At 71.7% G+C, this 21,039-nt stretch carries 22 protein-coding genes and 1 riboswitch; of the genes, 11 read left to right on the top strand and 11 right to left on the bottom strand.

Features of this window, described 5'->3' with window-relative positions:
- Positions 1 to 15 precede the first annotated feature (15 nt).
- A complete protein-coding gene (gene gcvT / locus P8627_RS04580; RefSeq protein WP_279966434.1) occupies positions 16 to 1,131 on the bottom strand; it encodes a glycine cleavage system aminomethyltransferase GcvT in 1,116 nt (371 codons plus the stop codon).
- Positions 1,132 to 1,233: 102 nt separating this feature from the next.
- Positions 1,234 to 1,321, bottom strand: a riboswitch (glycine riboswitch).
- A 56-nt stretch (positions 1,322 to 1,377) separates the two neighbouring features.
- Between gcvT and P8627_RS04585 the strand changes: the two genes are divergently transcribed.
- A complete protein-coding gene (locus P8627_RS04585; RefSeq protein WP_279966435.1) occupies positions 1,378 to 1,893 on the top strand; it encodes a gamma-glutamylcyclotransferase family protein in 516 nt (171 codons plus the stop codon).
- A 317-nt stretch (positions 1,894 to 2,210) separates the two neighbouring features.
- Here P8627_RS04585 and P8627_RS04590 read toward each other — a convergent pair whose 3' ends face one another.
- Positions 2,211 to 4,202, bottom strand: coding sequence for a protein-disulfide reductase DsbD family protein (locus P8627_RS04590; protein WP_279966436.1), 1,992 nt, complete (start codon positions 4,200 to 4,202; stop codon positions 2,211 to 2,213).
- A gap of 141 nt (positions 4,203 to 4,343) precedes the next feature.
- Here P8627_RS04590 and P8627_RS04595 point away from each other — a divergent pair, with 141 nt between their 5' ends.
- Positions 4,344 to 5,072 carry a DsbA family protein gene (locus P8627_RS04595; RefSeq protein WP_279966437.1) on the top strand — a complete coding sequence of 243 codons (729 nt, stop codon included), beginning with the start codon at positions 4,344 to 4,346 and terminating at the stop codon, positions 5,070 to 5,072.
- A gap of 16 nt (positions 5,073 to 5,088) precedes the next feature.
- Here P8627_RS04595 and P8627_RS04600 read toward each other — a convergent pair whose 3' ends face one another.
- The 3 genes from P8627_RS04600 to metF form a co-directional block, all read right to left on the bottom strand.
- Entirely contained in the window at positions 5,089 to 5,502 is a 414-nt protein-coding gene (locus P8627_RS04600; protein WP_407932967.1) for a PaaI family thioesterase, read from the bottom strand.
- Positions 5,499 to 5,975 (bottom strand): PaaI family thioesterase, encoded by a 477-nt coding sequence (locus tag P8627_RS04605; protein ID WP_279966438.1) that lies wholly within the window; start codon positions 5,973 to 5,975, stop codon positions 5,499 to 5,501. Before P8627_RS04605 ends, P8627_RS04600 begins: the two co-directional genes overlap by 4 nt.
- Before the next feature lie 67 nt (positions 5,976 to 6,042).
- Positions 6,043 to 6,906 (bottom strand): methylenetetrahydrofolate reductase [NAD(P)H], encoded by an 864-nt coding sequence (gene metF, locus P8627_RS04610; RefSeq protein ID WP_279966439.1) that lies wholly within the window; start codon positions 6,904 to 6,906, stop codon positions 6,043 to 6,045.
- A 105-nt stretch (positions 6,907 to 7,011) separates the two neighbouring features.
- Here metF and P8627_RS04615 point away from each other — a divergent pair, with 105 nt between their 5' ends.
- On the top strand, positions 7,012 to 7,935 hold the full coding sequence (locus tag P8627_RS04615) for a LysR family transcriptional regulator (protein ID WP_279967396.1): 924 nt from the start codon (positions 7,012 to 7,014) through the stop codon (positions 7,933 to 7,935).
- A gap of 27 nt (positions 7,936 to 7,962) precedes the next feature.
- Here the strand turns inward: P8627_RS04615 and radC are convergent, their stop codons facing one another.
- Positions 7,963 to 8,925 carry a RadC family protein gene (radC, locus tag P8627_RS04620; protein WP_279966440.1) on the bottom strand — a complete coding sequence of 321 codons (963 nt, stop codon included), beginning with the start codon at positions 8,923 to 8,925 and terminating at the stop codon, positions 7,963 to 7,965.
- A gap of 157 nt (positions 8,926 to 9,082) precedes the next feature.
- Here radC and P8627_RS04625 point away from each other — a divergent pair, with 157 nt between their 5' ends.
- Positions 9,083 to 9,877, top strand: coding sequence for an inositol monophosphatase family protein (locus tag P8627_RS04625; RefSeq protein WP_279966441.1), 795 nt, complete (start codon positions 9,083 to 9,085; stop codon positions 9,875 to 9,877).
- Positions 9,878 to 9,923: 46 nt separating this feature from the next.
- On the opposite strand, the gene P8627_RS04630 is transcribed toward P8627_RS04625, so the two are convergent.
- Positions 9,924 to 10,985, bottom strand: coding sequence for a protein kinase family protein (locus tag P8627_RS04630; protein ID WP_279966443.1), 1,062 nt, complete (start codon positions 10,983 to 10,985; stop codon positions 9,924 to 9,926).
- 111 nt (positions 10,986 to 11,096) lie between these two features.
- Between P8627_RS04630 and deoC the strand changes: the two genes are divergently transcribed.
- The 5 genes from deoC to phbB all read left to right on the top strand — a co-directional run bounded on the left by deoC (position 11,097) and on the right by phbB (position 17,388).
- On the top strand, positions 11,097 to 12,050 hold the full coding sequence (gene deoC / locus P8627_RS04635) for a deoxyribose-phosphate aldolase (RefSeq protein ID WP_279966444.1): 954 nt from the start codon (positions 11,097 to 11,099) through the stop codon (positions 12,048 to 12,050).
- Between the two features lie 62 nt (positions 12,051 to 12,112).
- Positions 12,113 to 14,425 (top strand): aldehyde dehydrogenase family protein, encoded by a 2,313-nt coding sequence (locus P8627_RS04640; protein WP_279966446.1) that lies wholly within the window; start codon positions 12,113 to 12,115, stop codon positions 14,423 to 14,425.
- A gap of 146 nt (positions 14,426 to 14,571) precedes the next feature.
- Entirely contained in the window at positions 14,572 to 15,747 is a 1,176-nt protein-coding gene (locus tag P8627_RS04645) for an acetyl-CoA C-acetyltransferase (RefSeq protein WP_279966447.1), read from the top strand.
- 34 nt (positions 15,748 to 15,781) lie between these two features.
- On the top strand, positions 15,782 to 16,642 hold the full coding sequence (locus tag P8627_RS04650; RefSeq protein WP_279966448.1) for a patatin-like phospholipase family protein: 861 nt from the start codon (positions 15,782 to 15,784) through the stop codon (positions 16,640 to 16,642).
- A 23-nt stretch (positions 16,643 to 16,665) separates the two neighbouring features.
- The gene (gene phbB, locus P8627_RS04655; RefSeq protein ID WP_279966450.1) at positions 16,666 to 17,388 is read left to right on the top strand and encodes an acetoacetyl-CoA reductase; all 723 of its coding nucleotides are present in this window, start codon (positions 16,666 to 16,668) and stop codon (positions 17,386 to 17,388) included.
- Positions 17,389 to 17,513: 125 nt separating this feature from the next.
- Here phbB and P8627_RS04660 read toward each other — a convergent pair whose 3' ends face one another.
- The gene (locus P8627_RS04660; RefSeq protein WP_279966452.1) at positions 17,514 to 17,651 is read right to left on the bottom strand and encodes a hypothetical protein; all 138 of its coding nucleotides are present in this window, start codon (positions 17,649 to 17,651) and stop codon (positions 17,514 to 17,516) included.
- A gap of 110 nt (positions 17,652 to 17,761) precedes the next feature.
- Here P8627_RS04660 and gcvA point away from each other — a divergent pair, with 110 nt between their 5' ends.
- The gene (gene gcvA / locus P8627_RS04665) at positions 17,762 to 18,703 is read left to right on the top strand and encodes a transcriptional regulator GcvA (protein ID WP_279966454.1); all 942 of its coding nucleotides are present in this window, start codon (positions 17,762 to 17,764) and stop codon (positions 18,701 to 18,703) included.
- A gap of 67 nt (positions 18,704 to 18,770) precedes the next feature.
- On the opposite strand, the gene P8627_RS04670 is transcribed toward gcvA, so the two are convergent.
- The 3 genes from P8627_RS04670 to P8627_RS04680 form a co-directional block, all read right to left on the bottom strand.
- Entirely contained in the window at positions 18,771 to 18,947 is a 177-nt protein-coding gene (locus P8627_RS04670; protein WP_279966456.1) for a YdcH family protein, read from the bottom strand.
- Between the two features lie 105 nt (positions 18,948 to 19,052).
- A complete protein-coding gene (locus P8627_RS04675; protein ID WP_279966457.1) occupies positions 19,053 to 19,784 on the bottom strand; it encodes a tRNA1(Val) (adenine(37)-N6)-methyltransferase in 732 nt (243 codons plus the stop codon).
- Positions 19,781 to 19,996 (bottom strand): putative signal transducing protein, encoded by a 216-nt coding sequence (locus P8627_RS04680; RefSeq protein WP_279966459.1) that lies wholly within the window; start codon positions 19,994 to 19,996, stop codon positions 19,781 to 19,783. The genes P8627_RS04675 and P8627_RS04680 overlap by 4 nt, the downstream gene beginning before the upstream one ends.
- 49 nt (positions 19,997 to 20,045) lie before the next feature.
- Here P8627_RS04680 and P8627_RS04685 point away from each other — a divergent pair, with 49 nt between their 5' ends.
- Positions 20,046 to 21,038 (top strand): polyprenyl synthetase family protein, encoded by a 993-nt coding sequence (locus P8627_RS04685; protein ID WP_279966461.1) that lies wholly within the window; start codon positions 20,046 to 20,048, stop codon positions 21,036 to 21,038.
- Position 21,039 lies beyond the last annotated feature (1 nt).

Raw genomic sequence — 21,039 nt, forward strand, 5'->3', positions numbered from 1 at the left:
AAGGGCCTCGCTGGATCAGCGCACGTAGCGCGGGGTGTGGAAGGGAAGCGGGGTGACGGTGACCGGAAGGCGCTTGCCGCGGACCTCTCCGTAAAGCGTGGCGCCGGGTTCGGTTCCCGCGGGGACATAGCCCATGGCGACGGGCGCGCCCACGGTCGGACCGAACCCGCCCGAGGTGATCTCGCCCACCGGCGCGCCGCCCTCAAGCGCGGCGTAGAGCGGCACGCCCTGGCGCATCGGCGCCCGGCCCTCGGGGCGCAGGCCGACGCGGCGGCGGGACGGGCCCTCGGCCAGTTCGCGCAGCACGCGGTCGGCGCCGGGAAAGCCGCCCGCGCGGTCGCCGCCCGCAAGCCGCACCTTCTGGATGGCCCAGGCGAGGTCGGCCTCGACGGGCGAGGTCTCGGCGGTCAGGTCCTGCCCGTAGAGCGGCATCCCCGCCTCCAGCCGAAGCGAGTCGCGCGCGCCCAAGCCGATCGGCATCACGTCCTCATGCGCCAGAAGCGCGCGGGCGAAGGCCTCGGCCTGCGCGACCGGCACGCTGATCTCGAACCCGTCCTCGCCAGTATAGCCCGAGCGGCTGATCCAGAGCGCGGCCCCGTCCCAGTGGTGCGTCGCGACATCCATGAAGCGCATCTCGCCCGTGCCCGGCACCAGCGCGTCCAGCACCGTCACCGCCGTCGGGCCCTGCAGCGCGAAAAGCGCGCGGTCATCCAGCAGCGTGACCTCGTGATCGGGCAGGCCCTTGGTCAGGATCTCCAGGTCGAGATGCTTCATCGCGCCGTTGACGACCAGGAACAGGTGATCGCCACGATTGGCCACCATCAGGTCGTCGGCCACCCCGCCATCGGGCAGCATCAGCAGGCCGTAGCGCTGCCGCCCCTCGGCCAGACCGATGACGTTCTGCGGCAGAAGCCGCTCCAGCGCCGCGGCCGCGCCGTCGCCGCGGATCGTGACCTGGCCCATGTGGCTGACATCGAAGAGGCCCGCCTTCTCGCGCGTATGCAGATGCTCGGCCATCACGCCGGCGGGATATTGCACAGGCATGGCATAGCCCGCGAAGGGCACCATGCGGCCGCCCAATTCGCGGTGGAGCGCATCCAGCGGCAGCGGCGTCGGATCGGTCTGGGTCATGGGCGTGCCTTCCGCGATGCGGTTGTCTCGCCCCCTCTGTCCCTTGCGCCTGAGATCGCTATCCCTTCGGCGGACCCGGCCGGGCCTCTCTCCAGAGTTCGTTCGCACGGCCGGTCCGTTCGCCTGAGAGTTTACCGGGGCGGTTGCTCCTTCGGCCCTGCCTTGCGACAGAGTCTCCCGGGCCGTGCGCGGTTTTGCTACCAGAGGCCGGGTGCGCCCGGCAAGAGGCCGCAAAGGGGGGACGGGATGAATCGCTTCTTCGGCTACGGAAGCCTCGTGAACCGCCGCACGCATGTCTATGGCGGCGACGCGCTGACGGTGCGCGGCTGGCGCCGGGTCTGGCGGCACACGCCGTTGCGGCCCGTGGCCTTCCTGACCGCGATGCCCGACCCGGAGGCGGTGATCGACGGGCTGGCGGCCGAGGTGCCCGGCGGCGATTGGACCGCGCTCGACGCGCGCGAGGCCGCCTATCTGCGGGCGCCCCTGCCCGAGGGGCCCGCGATCTATCACATCCCCGAAGGCCATCACGGCCCGGCGACCGAGGCGCATCCGATCCTGCGCAGCTATCTCGACGTGGTGGTGCAGGGCTATCTGAGCGAGTTCGGGCGCGAAGGCGTCGCCCGGTTCTTCGACAGCACGGCTGGGTGGGACGCCCCAATCCGCGACGACCGGGCCCGGCCGCTCTACTCGCGCGCCCAGCAGGTCACGGCGGAGGAGACGGCGATCGTCGACGCGGAGCTGGCGCGGGTGCGGAAGGGCTGAGGGGCGCGGCGCGCGGATCGCGCCAGCCGCCCGGCACGCGTCCGACGCGAACAGCCCGCCACATGTCCCGCCGGATCGAACTCAGGCGATACCGCTGATCGCTCCCACCGGGTCGCGCCAGCGGCCCGGCACGCGTCCGACCGCCCCCACGGGCGGGCGCGTCCGCACCCACCCTCGGTCGGACGCGCGCCGTCCGGGCCAGACCGACAGGAAGACCGTCGCGGCTTGCAGATTGGGCCATGCCCCGAGGCTCCGCCCGTTCGGAGCTCGATCGCCCTACCGGAACGATCATCGGGCCTGGCGGCCCGGACCGATCCTCAATTTCCCGCGCGCGTCAGGGCGTCGAGCACCAGCCGGTCGGTCAGCAGTTCCGGCAGCGCGATGCCCTGCGGCGCGCCCGGCCCGTAGACCGCATTGAAGGGGATGCCGAAGCGGTCGTGGTCGCGCAGGTAGTCCGAGATCACCGGGTCGGGCCGCGTCCAGTCGGCGCGCATCGCCACCGTCCGGTCGAGCGCCGCGGCCACGTCCGGATCGTCCAGAACCAGCCGCTTGTTGGCCTCGCAGGTCAGGCACCAATCGGCGGTCACGTTGACGAACACCACCTCGCCCGCCGCGACTTCCGACGCGATGCGGGCGCGGTCGAAAACCTGCCACTGGCCCAGATCCACCGGCGCGAGCGGTGCGGGCGGCACCAGCACCGCCGCCGAAACCAGCGCCGCGATGCCCGTCAGCCCGACCGGCAGCGCCCGCTGCCGCAGCGCCAGCGCGGCCAAGAGCAGCAGGGCCAGCCCGCCGACGATCGCCGCCACGCGCAGCCCGGCCGCCCCCGCCAGCACCGACAGGAGCCACAGGACCGTCAACAGCAGAAGCCCGCCCAGAACCGCCCGCACCGTGCCCATCCAGGCCCCCGGACGCGGCAGCCGGCGCACCAGGCCCGGCCGCGCCGCGACGGCCAGGAACGGCAGGGCCAGCCCCGCCCCCATCGCCGCGAAGATCGCCACCACCTGCGCGGGCCCAGAGGTCAGCGCGTAGGTGATCGCCGTGCCGATGAAGGGCGCCGAGCAAGGCGTCGCCATCAGCGCCGCGAAGGCCCCCGTCGCAAAATCGCCGCCCCAGCCGCCGCGGGACTCGACCCGGCCCATCTCGGTCAGCGTGGCCTGACCCAGCCGCAGCTCGAAGAAGCCGAACATCGAGGCCGCGAAGAGCACCATCAGGCCGATCACCACGGCCAGGAAGGCGGGCTGCTGGAACTGAATGCCCCAGCCCACCGCGACGCCCGCCGCCTGCAGCCCGATCACCACGCCCGCCAGCGCGAGGAAGAAGGCCAGCACCCCCGCCGCCGAGGCGAGGAAGCCCGCCCGCACCCGCGCCAATCCACGATCGCGCGCCTGCAGCGCCGAGGCCAGCTTGATCGACAGGACCGGCAGAACGCAGGGCATGACGTTCAGGATGAGCCCGCCCAGCACCGCGATCAGCATCATCCACAGAAGACCCGCCGCCGGCTGCGGCGGCGCGGGCGGCGTGGCGGCGAACTCCGCGGGCAGGGTCGCGGCGCGGTCGCCGTCGGTCACCGTCAGACTGAGCGGTCCCTCGCCCGCGCCCTGCACCGGCAGCCGCGCCCAGAGCGAGCGGCCGCCATCCGACAGCCGCGTCTCGGGCGCGCCGAAGCTGGCATAGGGCCCGTGCTCGGGGAAGATGTCGGGATCGGTGAAGGGCGTGTCCGAGCGGGCCGCGACGGTCAGCGCATCCTCGTCGAGATGGACCGATTGCAGCGCGATGCCGGTCTCCGCCCCGCCCGGCACCCGCGCCACCCAGTCCGACAGCAGCGCGGCCGAGGTCGCGTCCACGCCCCCGCCCGGCGGCAGGTCGAGCGACAGGGCCAGCGTCTCGGGGACGCAGATCTCGGCGCAGAGCAGCAGGTTCGCCGTCAGGTCCAGCCGCACGGGCGCGTCCGGATCGCTCACCCGGATCGTCAGCGGGAAGACGACCTCCTCGCCATAGCCGAAATTCTGGATCTCGAAAGCCACGAAGCGCTCGGGCGCGGGATAGGCCAGCTCGACCCCCGCCACGTTCTCGGAGGCCGACCAATCCAGGTCCGGCGGCAGCCCGACCTCGCCGGGGCTGCGCCAATAGGTCTTCCAGCCCTCCGCCAGATCGAGCGCCAGCCCGGCCGACAGGAGCCGTCCCGACACCCCGTCCGAGGCCGTCACCAGCCGGCCCGTCACCGCGTTGCCCTCGGCGGGCGGCGAGACGGCGGCCATGGCGGGCGTGCCCAGGAGCGCGAGCAGGAGAAGAGCGAGGCGTATCATCCCCTTCGACATAGGCCAGCCCGGGGGCGGGTGCGACAGGAAGCGGCCCGCCGATGACGGGAACGTGACCCGGCGCCGCACTTGCACGCCGCGCCCCCGCGCGTCACGCTGCGGAACCAAACGACCCCCCGGAGAATGCCCATGCGCCCCACCGCCTTCCTCGCGGCCACTGCCCTCGGCCTGACGCTCGCCCTGCCCGCCACCGCGCAGGAGCGCAGCGACGCGGAGATCAAGGCGCTGGTTCTGGAAGCGATCCGCGAAAATCCCGAGATCGTGATGGAGGCTGTCGGCATTCTGCAGGCGCGCGACGAAGCGGCCGCCCGCGCCGAGGCGCAGGCCGCGCTCGATGCCGGGCGCCCCGCGCTGGAGGACGATCCCAACGCGCCTGTCCTGGGCAATCCCGAGGGCGACGTCACCGTGGTCGAGTTCTTCGACTACAACTGCCCCTATTGCCGTCGCGCGGGCGACGAGCTGGCGCAGCTCATCGAAGGCGACGGCAAGGTCCGCGTGGTGATGCGCGAATGGCCGATCCTGGGCGACGGCTCGGTCTTTGCGGCGCGCGCCGCGCTCGCCGCGCGCCAGCAGGACGCCTATGCCGCGATGCACGAGGCGATGATGGCTGCGGAGGGCCGGCTCGACGAGACCTCGGTGATGGCTCTGGCCGCCGAGCTCGGCCTCGACACCGACCGGCTGCGCGCCGACATGGACGCGCCCGAGGTGCAGGCCCATATCGACGACTCGATGGAGCTCGCGCAATCGTTGGGCTTTTCGGGCACGCCCAGCTTCGTGATCGGCGACATGACGGCGCCGGGCCTCGTCGAGGCCGAGCAGATGCAGGAAATGGTCGAGGCCGCGCGCGAGGGCGGCTGAGGCCAGCGCCGGCCGTTCAGTCCGGAAGGCTCACCGGCACCATCGTGCCCAGCGCCGTGGCGACATGCGCCCCGTCCGCCCCGTGCACGTCGGCGGCCACCGCGATCAGGCGGCGGCCCGGCCGGATCACCCGGCCCTCGGCCACCAGGAGCCCCCGCGCCGGCGCCAGCAGCGAGATGCGGAATTCCGAGGTCACGACCTCGAACCCGTCCTCCAACACCGACAGCGCGGCGTAGCCCGCCGCCGAGTCGGCCAGCGCGAAGGTCAGCCCGGCATGGCCCGCGCCGTGCTGCTGGCTGCTGGCCTCGGTCACCGCGGCGGCGATGCGGACGACCCCCGCGCCCACATGCTCCAGCCGCGCGTCCAGCGTGCGCATCAGCCCCTGCCGCGCGAAGCTCTCGGCGATGCGGTCGCGCGCGGCGTCGCTCACGACGCTTCCATGATCAGGCAGGTGGTCGAGCCCGTGGCGTAGAGCTTGCCATCCGCGACCCCCCGGATCACGCCCTCGGCCACGCCGGTCGAGCGGCCGGCATGGGACACCGTGCCCACCGCCGCGATTTCGGTCCCGGGCGGGATCGGGCGGACGATATTCACCTTGTATTCCAGCGTCGTGTAGAGACTGCCCTTCGGCACCCGGGTCATCACCGCGCAGGCCATGGCCGAGTCGAGAAGCGTGCCGTACCAGCCGCCATGCACCGTCCCCGCGGGGTTCGTGTGATCGGGCCCGGGCGCGCCGGCGAAGACGACGCGGCCCTCGGCGACCTCGGCGAGGCGATAGCCTATGACGCGCGCGATGGGCGGCGGCGGCACGCGGCCCTCCAGCATGGCGCGCATGAAGGCGAGGCCCGACATCGACAGCATCGTCTCGCGCGGGGCGCGGTCGTCGGGATGTTGGGCGCGCATGGACGGTCCGGGACGGTTGGCGGTCGCGTCGGACCCTAGCGGCCCGCCCGCCGGCGGGCCAGAGCCGTCAGGCGACCTGGCTCAGCGCCGGGCGCGCGACGCGGCCCAGCGCGGCGCAGACGTCGCGCGTCAGGTCAGGGCGGTTGAGCGTATAGAAATGCAGATGCTCGCAGCCTTCGCAGACCAGCGTGTCGCAGAGCTCGGCGGCCTGCGCGATGGCCAGAAGTTCGGCGCGGTCGTCGCGGATCGCGGTCTCGAAGGCCTGCGCCAGCTCGGCCGGGATCGTCGCGCCACAGGCAGCGGCGAATTTCGCGGCCTTGGGGAAATCCTCGATCGGCAGGATGCCCGGCAGGATCGGCTGCGTGATGCCCGCGGCGGCACAGCGGTCGCGGAAGCGCAGGAACACCTCGGGGTCGAAGAAGAATTGGGTGATCGCCTCGGAGGCGCCGGCCTCGAACTTGGCGCGCAGCCAGTCGATATCGGCATCGGGCGACACCGCCTCGGGATGCGCCTCCGGATAGGCGCCGACGCGGATGGTGAAGCCCTCGTCGGCCAGCGCGCCGACCAGCTCGACCGAGTTGGCGAAGCCTTCGGGATGCGCGCGGAAGCCGTCGGCGCCGTTGGGCGGGTCGCCCCGCAGCGCGACGATGTCCGACACCCCCGCCTTGCGGAAGCCGCGCGCGACCTCCAGCGTTTCGGCGCGGCTGGCATCGACGCAGGTCAGGTGGCCGGCCACGCGCAGGTCGAACTCCTTGCCGATGGTCGCCACCGCCTCGCGCGTCAGCTCGCGCGTGGTGCCGCCGGCGCCGTAGGTCACGCTGACCCATTCGGGGCGCAGGGGCTCCAGCACGCGGACGGTCTCCCACAGGCGGAAGCTGCCCTGAAGCGACTTGGGCGGGAAGAACTCGAACGAAACGGCGGGCGTGGTCATGGCGGGATCCTCTGGCTGGGGCCCTTGTGCCGCGAACCGGACTTGTGAGACAGGCTCATAATCCTCAAGTTCGATATGAGTTCCACCACAGGGCCCACCATGAAGCTGCATCTCGAATTCCGTCACCTGCGCACGATCCGGGCGATCCACGAATGCGGCGGCCTGGCCCGCGCGGCGGAGCGTCTGAACATCACGCAATCGGCGCTCAGCCACCAGGTGAAGAACCTCGAGGCGCAGATCGGGGTCGAGCTCTTCGTGCGCCGCTCCAAGCCGATGACGCTGTCGGCGGCGGGCCAGCGGCTCCTGCGCCTGGCCGAGCAGGTCCTGCCGCAGATCGAGGCGGTCGAGCAGGATTTCGCGGGGCTGAAATCCGGCAAGGCCGGGCGGCTGCATATCGCCATCGAATGCCATGCCTGTTTCGAATGGCTGTTCCCGGTGCTCGAGCAATTTCGCCGCACCTGGCCCGAGGTCGATGTCGACATCCGCCCCGGCCTGCAATTCCAGGCCTTGCCCGCGCTGGAGCGCGAGGAGGTCGACCTCGTCGTCTCCTCCGATCCCGAGACGATCCCGGGCGTCGAATTCGCGCCGCTCTTCGATTACGAGCCGGTCTTCCTCGCCTCCGCCGCGCATCCGCTGGCCGCCAAGCCCTTCGTCGAGGCGGGCGATTTCGCCGACGAGACGCTCATCACCTACCCGGTCGAGCGCGCGCGGCTCGACGTGTTCAGCCAGCTTCTCATGCCCGCGGGGGTCGAGCCGGCCGCGATCCGGCAGGTCGAGCTGACGGCGGTGATCCTGCTGCTGGTCGCCTCCAATCGCGGGGTCGCGGTCCTGCCCGACTGGGTGGTGCGCGAGGTGCGCTACAATTCCGATTACGTGACCCGGCCGCTGACCGAGACCGGCCTGACCCGCCGTCTCTATGCCGCCGTGCGCGAGACGGATGCGACCAAGCCCTACATGGCCCATGTCCTGCGGCTGATGCGGACCGAGCCGCTGAAGCTGCAACGCGCGGGCGCGGCGGCCCCGGCCTGAGCCGCGGCGCGCGCCTGCGCCCCCGGCTCAGAACCCCGGCGGCGCGTCCATCAGGCCCAGCGCTCGGAACGAGGCTTCGCTGGTCTTGCCGATGATCATGTGATCGTGAATCACGATGTCGAGCGCGCCACAGGCCATGGCGACCCGGGCGGTCATCTCGATATCGGCCTCCGACGGGGTGGGATCGCCCGAGGGGTGGTTGTGGATCAAGAGCAGCGCGCTGGCGGACAGTTCCAGCGCCCGGCGCGCGATCTCGCGCGGGTAGACCGGGACGTGATCGATCGTCCCCTCACCCTGCGCCTCGTCGGCGATCACGACGTTCTTGCGGTCGAGAAATAGCACGCGGAACTGCTCGGTCTCGCGATGGGCCATCGTTGTGCGGCAATAGGTGACGACATCCTGCCAGGACGACATCACGCAGCGGTCCAGAACTCGCGCCTGGCCCATGCGATGGGCGAAGGCTTCGGCGATGCGCAGTTGCAGGAACACCCGGGGCGTCGCGCCCTCGACCCGCAGCAGGTTCGCCTCCGAGGCGGCGACGACGCCGTTCAGGTCTCCGAACCGGGCCAGCAGCCGCTTGGCCAGAGGCTTCACGTCGATCCGCGGGATGGCGTTGAAGAGCAAGAGCTCCAGCAGCTCGTATTCCGGCATCGGCGCGTGCCCGCCCTGCAGGAAACGCTCCCGCAGCCGCTCGCGGTGGCCCCAGTAATGCGGCCGCACCGTGCCGTCGGCCTGCCGCACCATGCCGCCGCCCGCGGCCTGCGAGGGGTGGAGCCGCCCGGTGGCCCGGCCGCGCGGCTGCGCGGCGGGAACCGTGGGGGTGCCGGGGGGCGGCAGGCGCGCCTCCAGATCCGACAGGCCCGCGGCGGCCGCCTCACCGAACCCCGCGGGGGCGGCGGGCGCGGGCGGGGCGTAGACCGGGATCTCGGGCTCGCCGCGCAGGTCGCGCACGCGGTCGGGCAGCCAGCGCGTCAGGTTGGTCAGCTTCATGCCGGGCGCCCCCCATCGCGACGTTCCCCGGGGACGCTAGGGCGCGAAGGGTAAACGCGGCGTTAACGATGAACCGCCCCGCCGGAGCGCCCGGGGGGCTGGTCCCCCGGCACGCCTTCGGCTAGACGCGCCGCCTGACCGAACCCGGAGCCCCGTGATGCAAGGCAGCGCCAACCTCAACGTGATGATCAAGGCCGCGCGCAAGGCGGGCCGCAGCCTCGTCAAGGATTTCCGCGAGGTCGAGAACCTGCAAGTCGGCCGCAAGGGCCCGGGCGATTTCGTCAGCCGCGCCGATCACGCCGCCGAGCAGATCATCCGCGACGAACTGATGGGCGCGCGGCCCAATTACGGCTGGCTGGGCGAGGAATCCGAGCCCGTAGAGGGCAAGGACCCGACCCGCCGCTGGATCGTCGATCCGCTCGACGGCACCACGAACTACCTGCACGGCATGCCGCATTGGGCGGTCTCGATCGCGCTCGAACACAAGGGCGAGGTGGTCTCGGGCGTTATCTACGATCCCGCCAAGGACGAGCTCTTCTGGGCCGAGAAGGGCGCCGGCGCCTGGCTCGACGGCAAGCAGCGGCTGCGCGCCTCGGGGCGGACCGCGATGATCGAGACGATCTACGCCACGGGCCTGCCCTTCGCGGCCAACAAGTACCTGCCGGCCTCGCTGAAGGACCTGGGCAAGCTCCTGCCCGCCTGCGCCGGCGTGCGCCGCTGGGGCGCGGCCTCGCTCGATCTCGCCTATGTCGCCGCCGGCCGCTACGACGGCTATTGGGAGCGCGGGCTGCAGCCCTGGGACCTGGCCGCGGGCATTCTGATCGTGCGCGAGGCGGGCGCGCTCTGCGAGCCGATCCGCGACGGCCAGAACATCCTCGCCGACGGGCATGTGATCGCCGGATCGGCCGCGATCTTCGACAAGTTCGCAGCGGTCATCCGCAGCGCCGACTGACCCCTTCGAGCGCCCCGATCCGCGTCGGGCGCGCGCGCGGGCCGCGCTAGCCCGATCCCTCCGCGCCCGGGCGGTCGGTCCCGCCCTCCAGCGCCAGGATCGCCGCGCCCGCCGCCGCGAACCAGTCCGACAGCCCGCCCAGCAGCGGGTCCGCGGCCGCCATCTCGGCCATTCGCGCCGCGGTCCGCTCGACCACCTCGGGGACGTTGCCCATCCGGTCGAGCCGCAGCGCGTCCTCGGCCGCGGCCCAGCCGCGCTTCTGCACCCGCCGGCGGATGCGGTGCAGCCGGTCCGCCGCGATCAGCAGCGCCATCCGCCGCGCCAGGAGCCGCGGTGCGGGATCGGGCAGCGCCGCCTCCAGCAGCGCGTCCGAGGCCGCAGCATCCGGCATCCACCAGTCATCGGCCAGCAGCCAACCCAGATCCTCGACCCCGCCGCGGCGGCCGAACATGTCCCAGTCGAACCAGACCACCCGGCCCTCGGGCGTCAGCGCCGCGTTGGCCAGCCGCGCGTCCCAGCGGGTGAAACCCTCAGGCGGCACGGTGATCGCCTGCTCCACCGCCTCGGCATCCATGGCGGGCGGCGCGATGCCCAGGTCGCCCGACAGAAAGAAGCTGCGCGACACGAATTCCTCGGTCCAGCCGGGCAGCGTGCCCACGGCCGGCAGGCTGCCCAGCACCTTAGGCCGCCGCGCGATCGCCGCGCGGCAGGCCTTCAGCGCGTCCATCGCCGCCCGCGCCAGCCGGGCCCGGGTCTCGGCATCGGGGGCCGCGTGCATGGCGCGGCTCACGCGGGCCTGGCCCAGATCCTGCTGCAGCAGCAGCCCGTGCTTGAACCCCAGCGGTTTCGGCACCGGCGCGCCCTCGGCGGACAGGACCCCGAGCAGCAGCGCCTCGACCGAGGCGCGCCCGGCGCTCGACCGCAGCGTGGCGATGACGCTGCGCCCGTCTTCGAGGCGCACGCGGACCGAGTCGCGCCCCTTGCCGCCGGGGGCCGTCACCTCGGCCACGGCTTGTCCGGTGATGTCGCGGGTCGCGGCGCGCAACCAGCCGAGCGATCCCCTCGGATGCTGGTCGAGCTCTGCGCTGGTCGGGGTGTCGGTGGTCAAGTCTCTCATCCCCCGGAACGCGGAAGGGCCCCCGAGCGCCGCGCCGTCATGGTTGCATCCACCCCGACCCCATGCAACGTCTTTCGCCGCATTCAGCCGGACCGCGCCGCCATGACAAAGACCGACCTGCAACGCAACGCGGGGCTGCCCTTCGACCCGTCCCTGGTCGCGTCCATCCGCGTCAACACGCCGGCCACGCTGCGCCGTGCCGCGACCCTGCCCGCCCGCCGCTCGCTCAAGAGGGACTGGCAGGCCGCCTGGCTGGCGCGCGCGATCAGCGTGATCGACCTGACGACGCTCGCGGGCGACGATACCGAGGGCCGGGTGCGCCGGCTCTGCGCCAAGGCGCTGCACCCGGTGCGCGCCGATATCCTCGACGCGATCGGCCTGCCCGACCTGACCGTGGGCGCGGTCTGCGTCTATCACGAGATGGTGCCCGCGGCCGTCGCCGCCCTGCAGGGCCGGCTGCCGGTGGCCGCCGTCTCGACCGGCTTTCCGGCGGGGCTGTCGCCCTTCCACCTGCGCCTCAAGGAGATCGAAGCGAGCGTCGCGGCCGGCGCATCCGAGATCGACATCGTGATCTCGCGCCGCCATGTGCTGACCGGCAATTGGCAGGCGCTCTACGACGAGATGGCGCAGATGCGCGCGGCCTGCGGCGCGGCGCATGTGAAGGCGATCCTCGCCACGGGCGAGCTCGGCACGCTGCGCAACGTGGCCAAGGCCTCGATGGTCTGCATGCTGGCGGGCGCCGATTTCATCAAGACCTCGACCGGCAAGGAAAGCGTCAACGCCACCCTGCCCGTCAGCCTGATCATGATGCGCGCGATCCGCGACTACGAACGGCTGTCGGGCTTCAAGGTGGGCTACAAGCCCGCCGGCGGTGTCTCGAAGGCGAAGGACGCGATCAGCTATCTCGCGCTCGTCAAGGAAGAGCTGGGCGACCGCTGGCTGCGCCCCGACCTCTTCCGCTTCGGCGCCTCTTCGCTCTTGGGCGATATCGAGCGCCAGCTGGAGCATCACGTGACCGGGCGCTACTCGGTCGGACATAGGCACGCGGTGGGCTGAGGGCAGGCCGGGGGCCAGTCCCCCGGACCCCCGATATGTTTCCGGCCAAAGGAACAGGGCAGATGACCAAGGTGGCAGAGATCTTCGAAAGCATGGATTGGGGCCCCGCCCCCGAAAGCCGTGCCGAGGCGGATGCCTGGCTGGACGCGCAGGGCCGCGCCTTCGGGCATTACATCGACGGCAAGCGGCTGAAGCCCGGTCAGGCCTTCGCCACGCTGAACCCCGCCGACGGGGCCGAGCTGGCGCAGGTCACGCAGGGCACCGCGGCGGATGTCGGGAAGGCCGTCAAATCCGCGCGCCGCGCGCAGAAGGCCTGGGCCAAGGCGACGTGTCACGACCGGGCGCGCGTCCTCTATGCGATCGCGCGCGGGCTGCAGAAGCATGCGCGGCTCTTCGCGGTGCTGGAGACGCTCGACACCGGGAAGCCCATCCGCGAGAGCCGCGACATCGACGTGGCGCTGGCGGCGCGGCATTTCTACCACCATGCCGGCCATGCCGAGCTGCGGGACGAGATCCTGCCCGGGGCCGAGCCCTGGGGCGTCTGCGGGCAGATCGTCCCGTGGAATTTCCCGCTGCTGATGCTGGCCTGGAAGGTCGCGCCCGCGCTGGCGATGGGCAATGCCGTGGTCCTGAAACCCGCCGAATGGACCCCGCTCACGGCCCTGGCCTTCGCCGATATCTGCGCGGCCGCCGGCGTGCCGCCCGGAATCGTCAACATCGTCACCGGCGACGGTGCGACCGGGGCGGCGCTCGCGGCGGCGGAGATCGACAAGCTGGCCTTCACCGGCAGCACCGAGGTGGGCCGCATCCTGCGCCGCGAGACCGCCGGGCGCGGCCTCGGCCTGACGCTCGAGCTGGGGGGCAAGTCGCCCTATCTCGTCTTCGAGGACGCCGATATCGACGGCGCGGTCGAGGGGCTGGTCGACGCGATCTGGTTCAACGGCGGCCAGGTCTGCTGCGCGGGCGCGCGGCTCCTGGTGCAGGAGGGCGTGGCCGAGGATTTCTACGCCCGGCTGAAGGCGCGCATGGCCAAGCTGCGCGTGGGCGACCCGCTGGACAAGGCCGTCGACATGGGCGCGCTGGTCCATCCCGAGCAGAAGGCGCGGGTCGAGGCGATGCTGGCCCGCACCTCCGGCACCATCCATCAGGGCAGCGCGCCCGAGGGTTGCTTCCTGCCGCCCACGCTGGTCACCGACCTCGCCCCCGCCGATCCGCTGATGCAGGAGGAGGTGTTCGGCCCGGTGCTCGCGGCGACCACCTTCCGCACCCCCGCCGAGGCGGTCATGCTGGCCAATGACACGACCTATGGGCTGGCCGGTTCGGTCTGGTCGCAGGATATCGACGTGGCGCTCGACACCGCGCCGAAAATCGACGCGGGCGTGGTCTGGGTCAATGGCGCCAACAGGCTCGACGCCGCCGCGCCCTTCGGCGGCATGAAGGAAAGCGGCTTCGGCCGCGAAGGCGGCATCGCCGGGCTGCGCGCCTATCTGCGCCCCGCCACGGGCCCGGCGACCAAGCCCGCGAAGCGCCATACCGGCGACACCGCACCCGCCGCGGGCGTGGACCGCACCGCGAAGATGTATGTCGGCGGCAAGCAGGCCCGGCCCGATGGCGGCTATTCGCGCATGGTCTACGGCCCCAAGGGCGCCGTGGGAGAGGTCGGCATCGCCAATCGCAAGGACCTGCGCAACGCGGTCGAGGCGGCGCGCGGCGCGAAGGGCTGGTCGGGCTCGTCCGGGCATCTGCGCGCGCAGATCCTCTATTACCTGGCCGAGAACCTGTCGGCGCGGGCGGAGGAGTTCGACGCCCGCCTCGCCGCGCAGACCGGCAGCGGCCCGGAGGCCGCGCAGGCCGTGCGCCACCTGTTCCGCTGGGCCGCCTGGGCCGACAAGCATGACGGGCGCACGCTGGGCGTGCCGATGGGCGGGCTGGCGCTGGCGCTGAACCGCCCGGTCGGCGTGATCGGCGCCTTCGCCCCCGAACAGACGCCGCTGATCGCGCTGGCGCAGGTCATCGGCGCGGCGCTCGCCACCGGCAACCGGCTGGTGCTCGTCGCGCCCGAGACCGCGCCGCTCTCGGCCACGGATCTCTACCAGGTGCTCGACACGTCCGACGTGCCGGGCGGGGTCGTCAACATCCTGACCGGCGACCATGCCGAGCTCGCCCCCCACATGGCCGGCCATCTGGGCGTGGACGCGGTCTGGTCCTTCTCGGAGGCCGACATCTCGACCGTGATCGAGACCGAGGCCGCCGCCGATCTCAAGCGCACATGGGTCAATCACGGCCACGGCCGCGACTGGGACGCCGCCGATCCGCAGCCCTTCCTCGACGCGGGGACCGAGGTTCAGACGATCTGGGTGCCCTTCGGCGTCTGACCGCCGAAGGGCCCGCACGCGCCGCCCGGCGCGCATCCCGTTTGCCCCGGCGTCGCGAACAAGCTAGGCCGATGGCGTCATTCGCGCCCCGGGGGGACGCTGGCCGGGCCGTCGCCCGGCACCCGGCCGCTAGGAAAGGATCTGCTATGACCAATGTCGTGATCGCCTCCGCCGCACGCACGCCCGTGGGCTCGTTCCTGGGCAGCTTCGCCAACACGCCCGCCCACGAGCTGGGCCGCGCCGTGATCGAGGAGGTCGTCGCCCGCGCCGGCGTCGACAAGTCCGAGGTCTCCGAGACCATCCTGGGCCAGGTCCTGACCGCCGCGCAGGGTCAGAACCCCGCGCGCCAGGCCGCCATCAACGCGGGCCTGCCGAAGGAAGCCTCCGCCTGGGGCATCAACCAGGTCTGCGGTAGCGGATTGCGCGCCGTGGCGCTGGGCGCGCAGCACATCCAGCTGGGCGACGCCGCCATCGTCGTGGCCGGCGGGCAGGAGAGCATGTCGCTCGCCCCCCATGCCCAGGCGATGCGCGCGGGCCAGAAGATGGGCGACATGAAGCTCGTGGACACAATGATCCGCGACGGCCTCTGGGATGCGTTCAACGGCTATCACATGGGCCAGACCGCCGAGAACGTGGCCGAGCAGTGGCAGATCACCCGCGACCAGCAGGACGAGTTCGCCGTAGGCTCCCAGAACAAGGCCGAGGCCGCGCAGAAGGAGGGCAAGTTCCGCGACGAGATCGTCCCCTTCACCGTCAAGACCCGCAAGGGCGACACCGTCGTGGAAGACGACGAATACATCCGCCACGGCGCGACGATGGACGCGATGGGCAAGCTGCGCCCGGCCTTCGCCAAGGACGGCACCGTGACCGCGGCCAACGCCTCCGGCCTCAATGACGGGGCCGCGGCGACCCTGCTGATGAGCGCCGAGGAGGCCGAGAAGCGCGGCATCGAGCCGCTGGCCCGCATCGCCAGCTACGCCACCGCCGGGCTCGACCCGACCATCATGGGCGTGGGCCCGATCTACGCCTCGCGCAAGGCGCTGGAAAAGGCGGGCTGGAGCGTCGACGATCTTGACCTGGTCGAGGCCAACGAGGCCTTCGCCGCGCAGGCCTGCGCCGTGAACAAGGACATGGGCTGGGATCCGGCCATCGTGAACGTGAACGGCGGCGCCATCGCCATCGGGCACCCGATCGGCGCCTCGGGCGCGCGGGTGCTCAACACGCTGCTCTTCGAGATGAAGCGCCGCGGCGCCAAGAAGGGCCTCGCCACGCTCTGCATCGGCGGCGGCATGGGCGTCGCCATGTGCGTCGAGCGCCCCTGAACGGAACCGGGGGCGGGCGACCGCCCCCGCGACCATGACGGAGACCCGCCTTCCCTTCGAACAGCTCGTCTTCTCGGGCGGCGGCCTGCGTTGCTTCTGGCATGGCGGGCTGATGGAGGCGCTCGGCCCCCGCGCGCCGGACCCGGCGCGGGTGACCGGGTCCTCGGGCGGCGCGCTGTCCGCCGCGGCCTGGATCGCGGGGCGCGAGGAGTTCCTCTTCGACCGCTTCGCCCGCGCGCTCAAGCGCACCGATTTCAACGTCACGCTGGACGACATGGACGCGGATGACGGCCGCTCGCCGCATCAGCGCGTCTACGAGGCCATCGTCGAGGACGCGCTCGACGACGCGGCGCTGGCCCGCATCGCCGACGGTCCCGCCTTCCAGATCAACGTTGCCACCCCGGGCGAGGCCAGCCACCCGACCCTGCGCGCGCTGGTCGGCGGCACGATCTACCAGGCCGAACAGGCCGTCGCGCCGACGCCGCGGCCGCGCCTGTCGTCCGTGGTCGGGCTGGAGCAGCGGCTGATCGACGCCCGGCAGGCCGCGCGCGACGGCGCCTTGCCCGAGCTGATCCGCATGGCCGCCACCGTTCCCCCGGCCTTCCGCCCCGACGAGTGGCCCAATGCCGAGACCGGCACGCCCGAGCCGCTCTATGACGGCGGCATGGTCGACAAGGCCCCGCTGCCCGAGCCCGACACGGGCCGCACGCTGGTCCTTCTGACGAAACGCTTCCACACGCTGCCGCCCGACGATGGCGGCCGCATCATCTACATCCAGCCCAGCGCCGACGTGCTGTCGGGCTCGAAGCTGGATTTCACCGACCCGGAGCTTCTGCACGAAGCCTGGGCGCAGGGCCGCCGCGATGGACAGGCCTGGCTCGAGACGCAAGACTGACGCCATTCAAGGAGGAGACACACATGGCACGGATCGCATTGGTCACCGGAGGCAGCCGCGGGATCGGCGCCGCCATCTCGAAGGCCCTCAAGGACATGGGCTGCGAGGTCGCCGCGACCTATGCCGGCAATGAAGAGCGGGCGAAGCAGTTCACCGACGAGACCGGCATCAAGACCTACAAGTGGGACGTGGCCGATTACGAGGCCTGCAAGGCCGGCATCGCGCAGGTCGAGGCCGATCTCGGCCCGGTCGACATCCTGGTGAACAACGCGGGCATCACCCGCGACGCGCCGTTCCACAAGATGACGCCCGACCACTGGAAGCAGGTGATCGACACCAACCTGAACGGCGTCTTCAACATGACGCACAACGTCTGGGGCGGCATGCGCGAGCGCAAGTTCGGGCGCATCGTCACGATCAGCTCGATCAACGGCCAGAAGGGCCAGTTCGCGCAGGCCAACTACGCCGCGACCAAGGCGGGCGATATCGGCTTCACCAAGTCGCTGGCGCAGGAAGGCGCGCGCGCGGGCATCACCGCGAACATCGTCGCGCCCGGCTACATCAACACCGACATGATGAGCACCATCCCCGAGAAGGTCATGGAGCAGATCGTCGGCGCCATCCCGGTCGGCCGCCTGGGCGAGGCCGAGGAGATCGCGCGCTGCGTGGCGTTCCTGTGTTCCGACGATGCGGGCTTCATCACCGGCTCGACCATCTCGGCCAATGGCGGCCAGTACATGGCCTGAGACCGGCCGGGCGGGCGGCGGGGTGCGACCCCGTCCCGCCTCACGAAGAAGGCCCGGTCCCCGCAGGGGGGCCGGGCCTTTTCGGTGACGCCGCAAGCACGCTTAGGCGCCTCGGCGAGACCGCGTCAGGCGGTCCGCGCGCGGCTCATCAGCGCGAAACCCGGGCGGCGGAAGCTGAACAGGCTGCGGAAGGCGGCGGCGCGCTCGGCACGGGCGCGGGCGAAGGCTTCTTCATAGGTGCGGGTGGTATGCGTCTCGAACATGGCTGCTATTCCTTCGATTCAATTCGTTTCGTTGAATTGAATATGGCGCTGCGCCCCGTCGCTTACAAACGAGACTTTCCAAGGCTTCGATAAAGATATACTTAAGTGAAATGTCCGATCGTCTCCCCCCGCTCACCGCGCTCCGCGCCTTCGAGGCCGCCGCCCGCCATCTGTCCTTTCAGGATGCGGCGTCCGAGCTCGGCGTCACGCCCGCCGCGCTGTCCTTCCAGATCAAATCGCTGGAGGCCCATCTCGGCGCGCCGCTTTTCCATCGCATGAACCGCCGCGTCGAGCTGACCGAGGCCGGGAGCGCCCTGGCGCCCCTGGCCAGCGAGGGGTTCGGCACCCTGCTGCAAGGCTGGCGCGCGGCGCGGCGGGTGCTGGACAGCGGCATCCTGACGGTGACGGCGGGGCCGGCCTTCACCGCCAAGTGGCTCGCGCCGCGGCTGTTCCATTTCGCGCAGGACCATCCCGAGATCGAACTCCGCTTCGCCGCGACCCTGCGGATGCTGGATTTCGCCAAGGACGATATCGACATCGCCATCCGTTTCGGCCTGAAGGACCAGCCGCCCGATCCGACCCTGCACGAGGCGCTCCGGATCGGCGAATGGGTCACGCCGATGATGAGCCCCGAGCTGGCCGCCCGGTTCCCCACGCCCGAGAGCCTGCGCGACGCGACGATCATCTTCGACGATTCGATCGCCTTCCTGCGCTCCTCGGTCTCCTGGCGCGACTGGTTCGCCGCCAATGGCATCGAGGCCCCGGATCTGCACGGCCCCCGCTTCAGCCAGGCCGACCACGCCATCGATGCCGCGCAGGCCGGAGCAGGGGTGGTTCTGGGCCGTGTCTCGCTGGCGGAGGCCGCGCTGGCGCAGGGCCAGCTGGTCGCGCCCTTCGAGGTCGCGCTGGTCCCGCCCGCCGATTTCCGGGTGCTCTGCCCCAAGGGCGCCGAGACGCGGCCGGCGACCCGCGCCTTTCTCGACTGGCTGGCCGAACAGACCGCCGGCATGGCCGATCACGGGGCCGGCCGCCGCCTGGTCGAGGTCGCCTGACACGAAAAAGGCCCGCGACTCGCGGGCCTTCCGAAGGGGCGCGGCCGCGCCCGCCTGGTCGTCGGTGTCAGTTCGCCGTGGCGCCGTCCAGCCGCTCGATCTGCTGCTTGATGGCCAGTTTTCGCTTCTTCAGCTCGGTCAGCGCGATGCTGTCCGCGCCGGGACTGCGCGCCTCGGTCTCCACCTGTCGGGAAAGGTCGGCATGCTTCTTGCGCAGCTCCTGAAGGTGCGAATTCAGCGACATGGGCGTCTCCTTCCGATGTTTGTGACCCGGCCATGACAGCACGCGCGGGCCCCGCCTGTCACCCAGTTTCCGCAGCGGCAGGCAAAAACTCGCGCTCGATTTGAGCTATCCGAGGTCCAGCGCCTGCCCGTCGCGCAAGACTGCTTGAGCTTGCGGCGTATGGCTGTCGCGGTCGCTTTCGTGGGCCGCCCCGGCGTGCATTACGAAAGGCGCAAGCAGGCTCAGCGGCGCGCGCGCGCCCTTCTGGCCCCGGACAATCACGCGCCCCGCCTCGACCCCCGCGCGCCCCGCGACGGGCAGCACGCGCAGCCCGCCCAGCCGGGGCGCCATCGCGCCCAGAAGGTCGGCCAGCCGGTCGGCGCGGGCGACGAAGGTGACGCTGCCCTTCGGCCCGGCGCGGCGGCAGGCCACGTCGATCCAGCGCGCCAAGTCGCCCGGCGCCGCTTCGCGCAGGGCGGCGGCGCGCGCCGGATCGGCGGCGGGCGCGGTGGTCGCGCCGAAATAGGGCGGGTTGCAGATCACGTGGTCGAAGCCGAGGCGCAGCGCGGGCGGCAGGTCCAGCACCGAGCCTTCGATCACCTCCGCCGGGCCGTTCGCGCGCGCCAGGCGCGCGGCCTCGGCGTCGCGCTCGACCCCGGTCAGCCGCAGCCCTTGGACCCGCGCCCCGAGACAGTACATCGCCGCGCCGACCCCGCAGCCCAGATCCAGCACCGTCTCGCCCGGGCGCGCCGGGCAGGCGGCCGCCAGAAGCACCGCGTCCGAGCCGGCGCGGAACCCCCGCGCCGGCTGCGCCAAGGTGACGCGGCCGCCCAGGAACCCGTCGCGCGTGACAGTCATTCCGAGACGTCGATGCCGTTGTCGCGCAGCGTCGCGCGGGCCAGGAAGAGGTCGCGATCGGCCACCATCATCCGCCGCGGCAGGATCCCGATCGAGCCTTCGAGGACGGAGATGTTTGCGTCCAGAACGAACCAGTCTATAGCCTCCCCGTCGAGGAGGGCCGAGGCGAAGGCGATGACCGTGGGGTCGTTCGTGCGCAGCAGTTCCTTCATGTTGGAGACAGCTATGGGCACCCCCCGCCCTTGTCGAGACGGGAGCATCATGACCGACGCCACGCCCCTCAAGCCGCACGAACGGCTGGCCGCCGCGCTGCGCGACGACATGGACGCCGTGAACGCGCTGATCCGGACGCGCATGGCCTCGGAGCACGCCCCCCGCATCCCGGAGGTGACGGCCCATCTGGTCGAGGCGGGCGGCAAGCGGGTGCGCCCGCTTCTGACCGTCGCCTGCGCGCGGATGTGCGGCTACGCGGGGGCCGATCACGTCAAGCTCGCCGCCACGGTCGAGTTCATTCACACCGCGACCCTGCTGCATGACGACGTGGTCGACGAGAGCCGCCAGCGGCGCGGCCGGCCCACGGCGAACCTGCTCTGGGACAACCAGTCGAGCGTGCTGGTGGGGGATTACCTCTTCGCGCGCAGCTTCCAGCTGATGGTTGAGACCGGTTCGCTGCGGGTGCTCGACATCCTGTCGGGCGCGGCCGCCACCATTGCCGAGGGCGAGGTGCTGCAACTGACCGCCGCCCGCAACCTCGCCACCACCGAGGACACCTATCTGCGCGTCGTGCGCGGCAAGACCGCTGCGCTGTTCGAGGCCGCCGCCCGCGTGGGCGGGGTGGTCGCGGGCGTCGATGCCGCGCAGGAGGATGCGCTGACGCGCTTCGGGGACGCGCTGGGCGTCAGCTTCCAGATCGTGGATGACTGGCTCGATTACGGCGGTGCGGGCGACGGGATCGGCAAGAACCTGGGCGACGATTTCCGCGAAGGGAAGCTGACCCTGCCGGTGATCCGCGCGCTGGCGCGCGGCGACGCGACCGAGCGGGCCTTCTGGCGCGACGCGCTGGAGAAGGGGAAATCCGAGGATCTGGACCGCGCCCGCGCGATCCTCGCCCGGCACGGCACGCTGGAGGAGACGCGGCAGGAAGCGTTGGCCTGGCGCGATCGCGCCCGCGCGGCGCTGGCCGAGCTGCCCCCGAACGACCTGCGCGAGATGCTGGGCGACCTGGCCGATTACGTGGTGGCCCGCGCCGAATAGC

Origin of the sequence: Jannaschia sp. GRR-S6-38 (assembly GCF_029853695.1) — a bacterium.
In the GTDB taxonomy this organism is placed as follows: Bacteria; Pseudomonadota; Alphaproteobacteria; order Rhodobacterales; family Rhodobacteraceae; genus Jannaschia; species Jannaschia ovalis.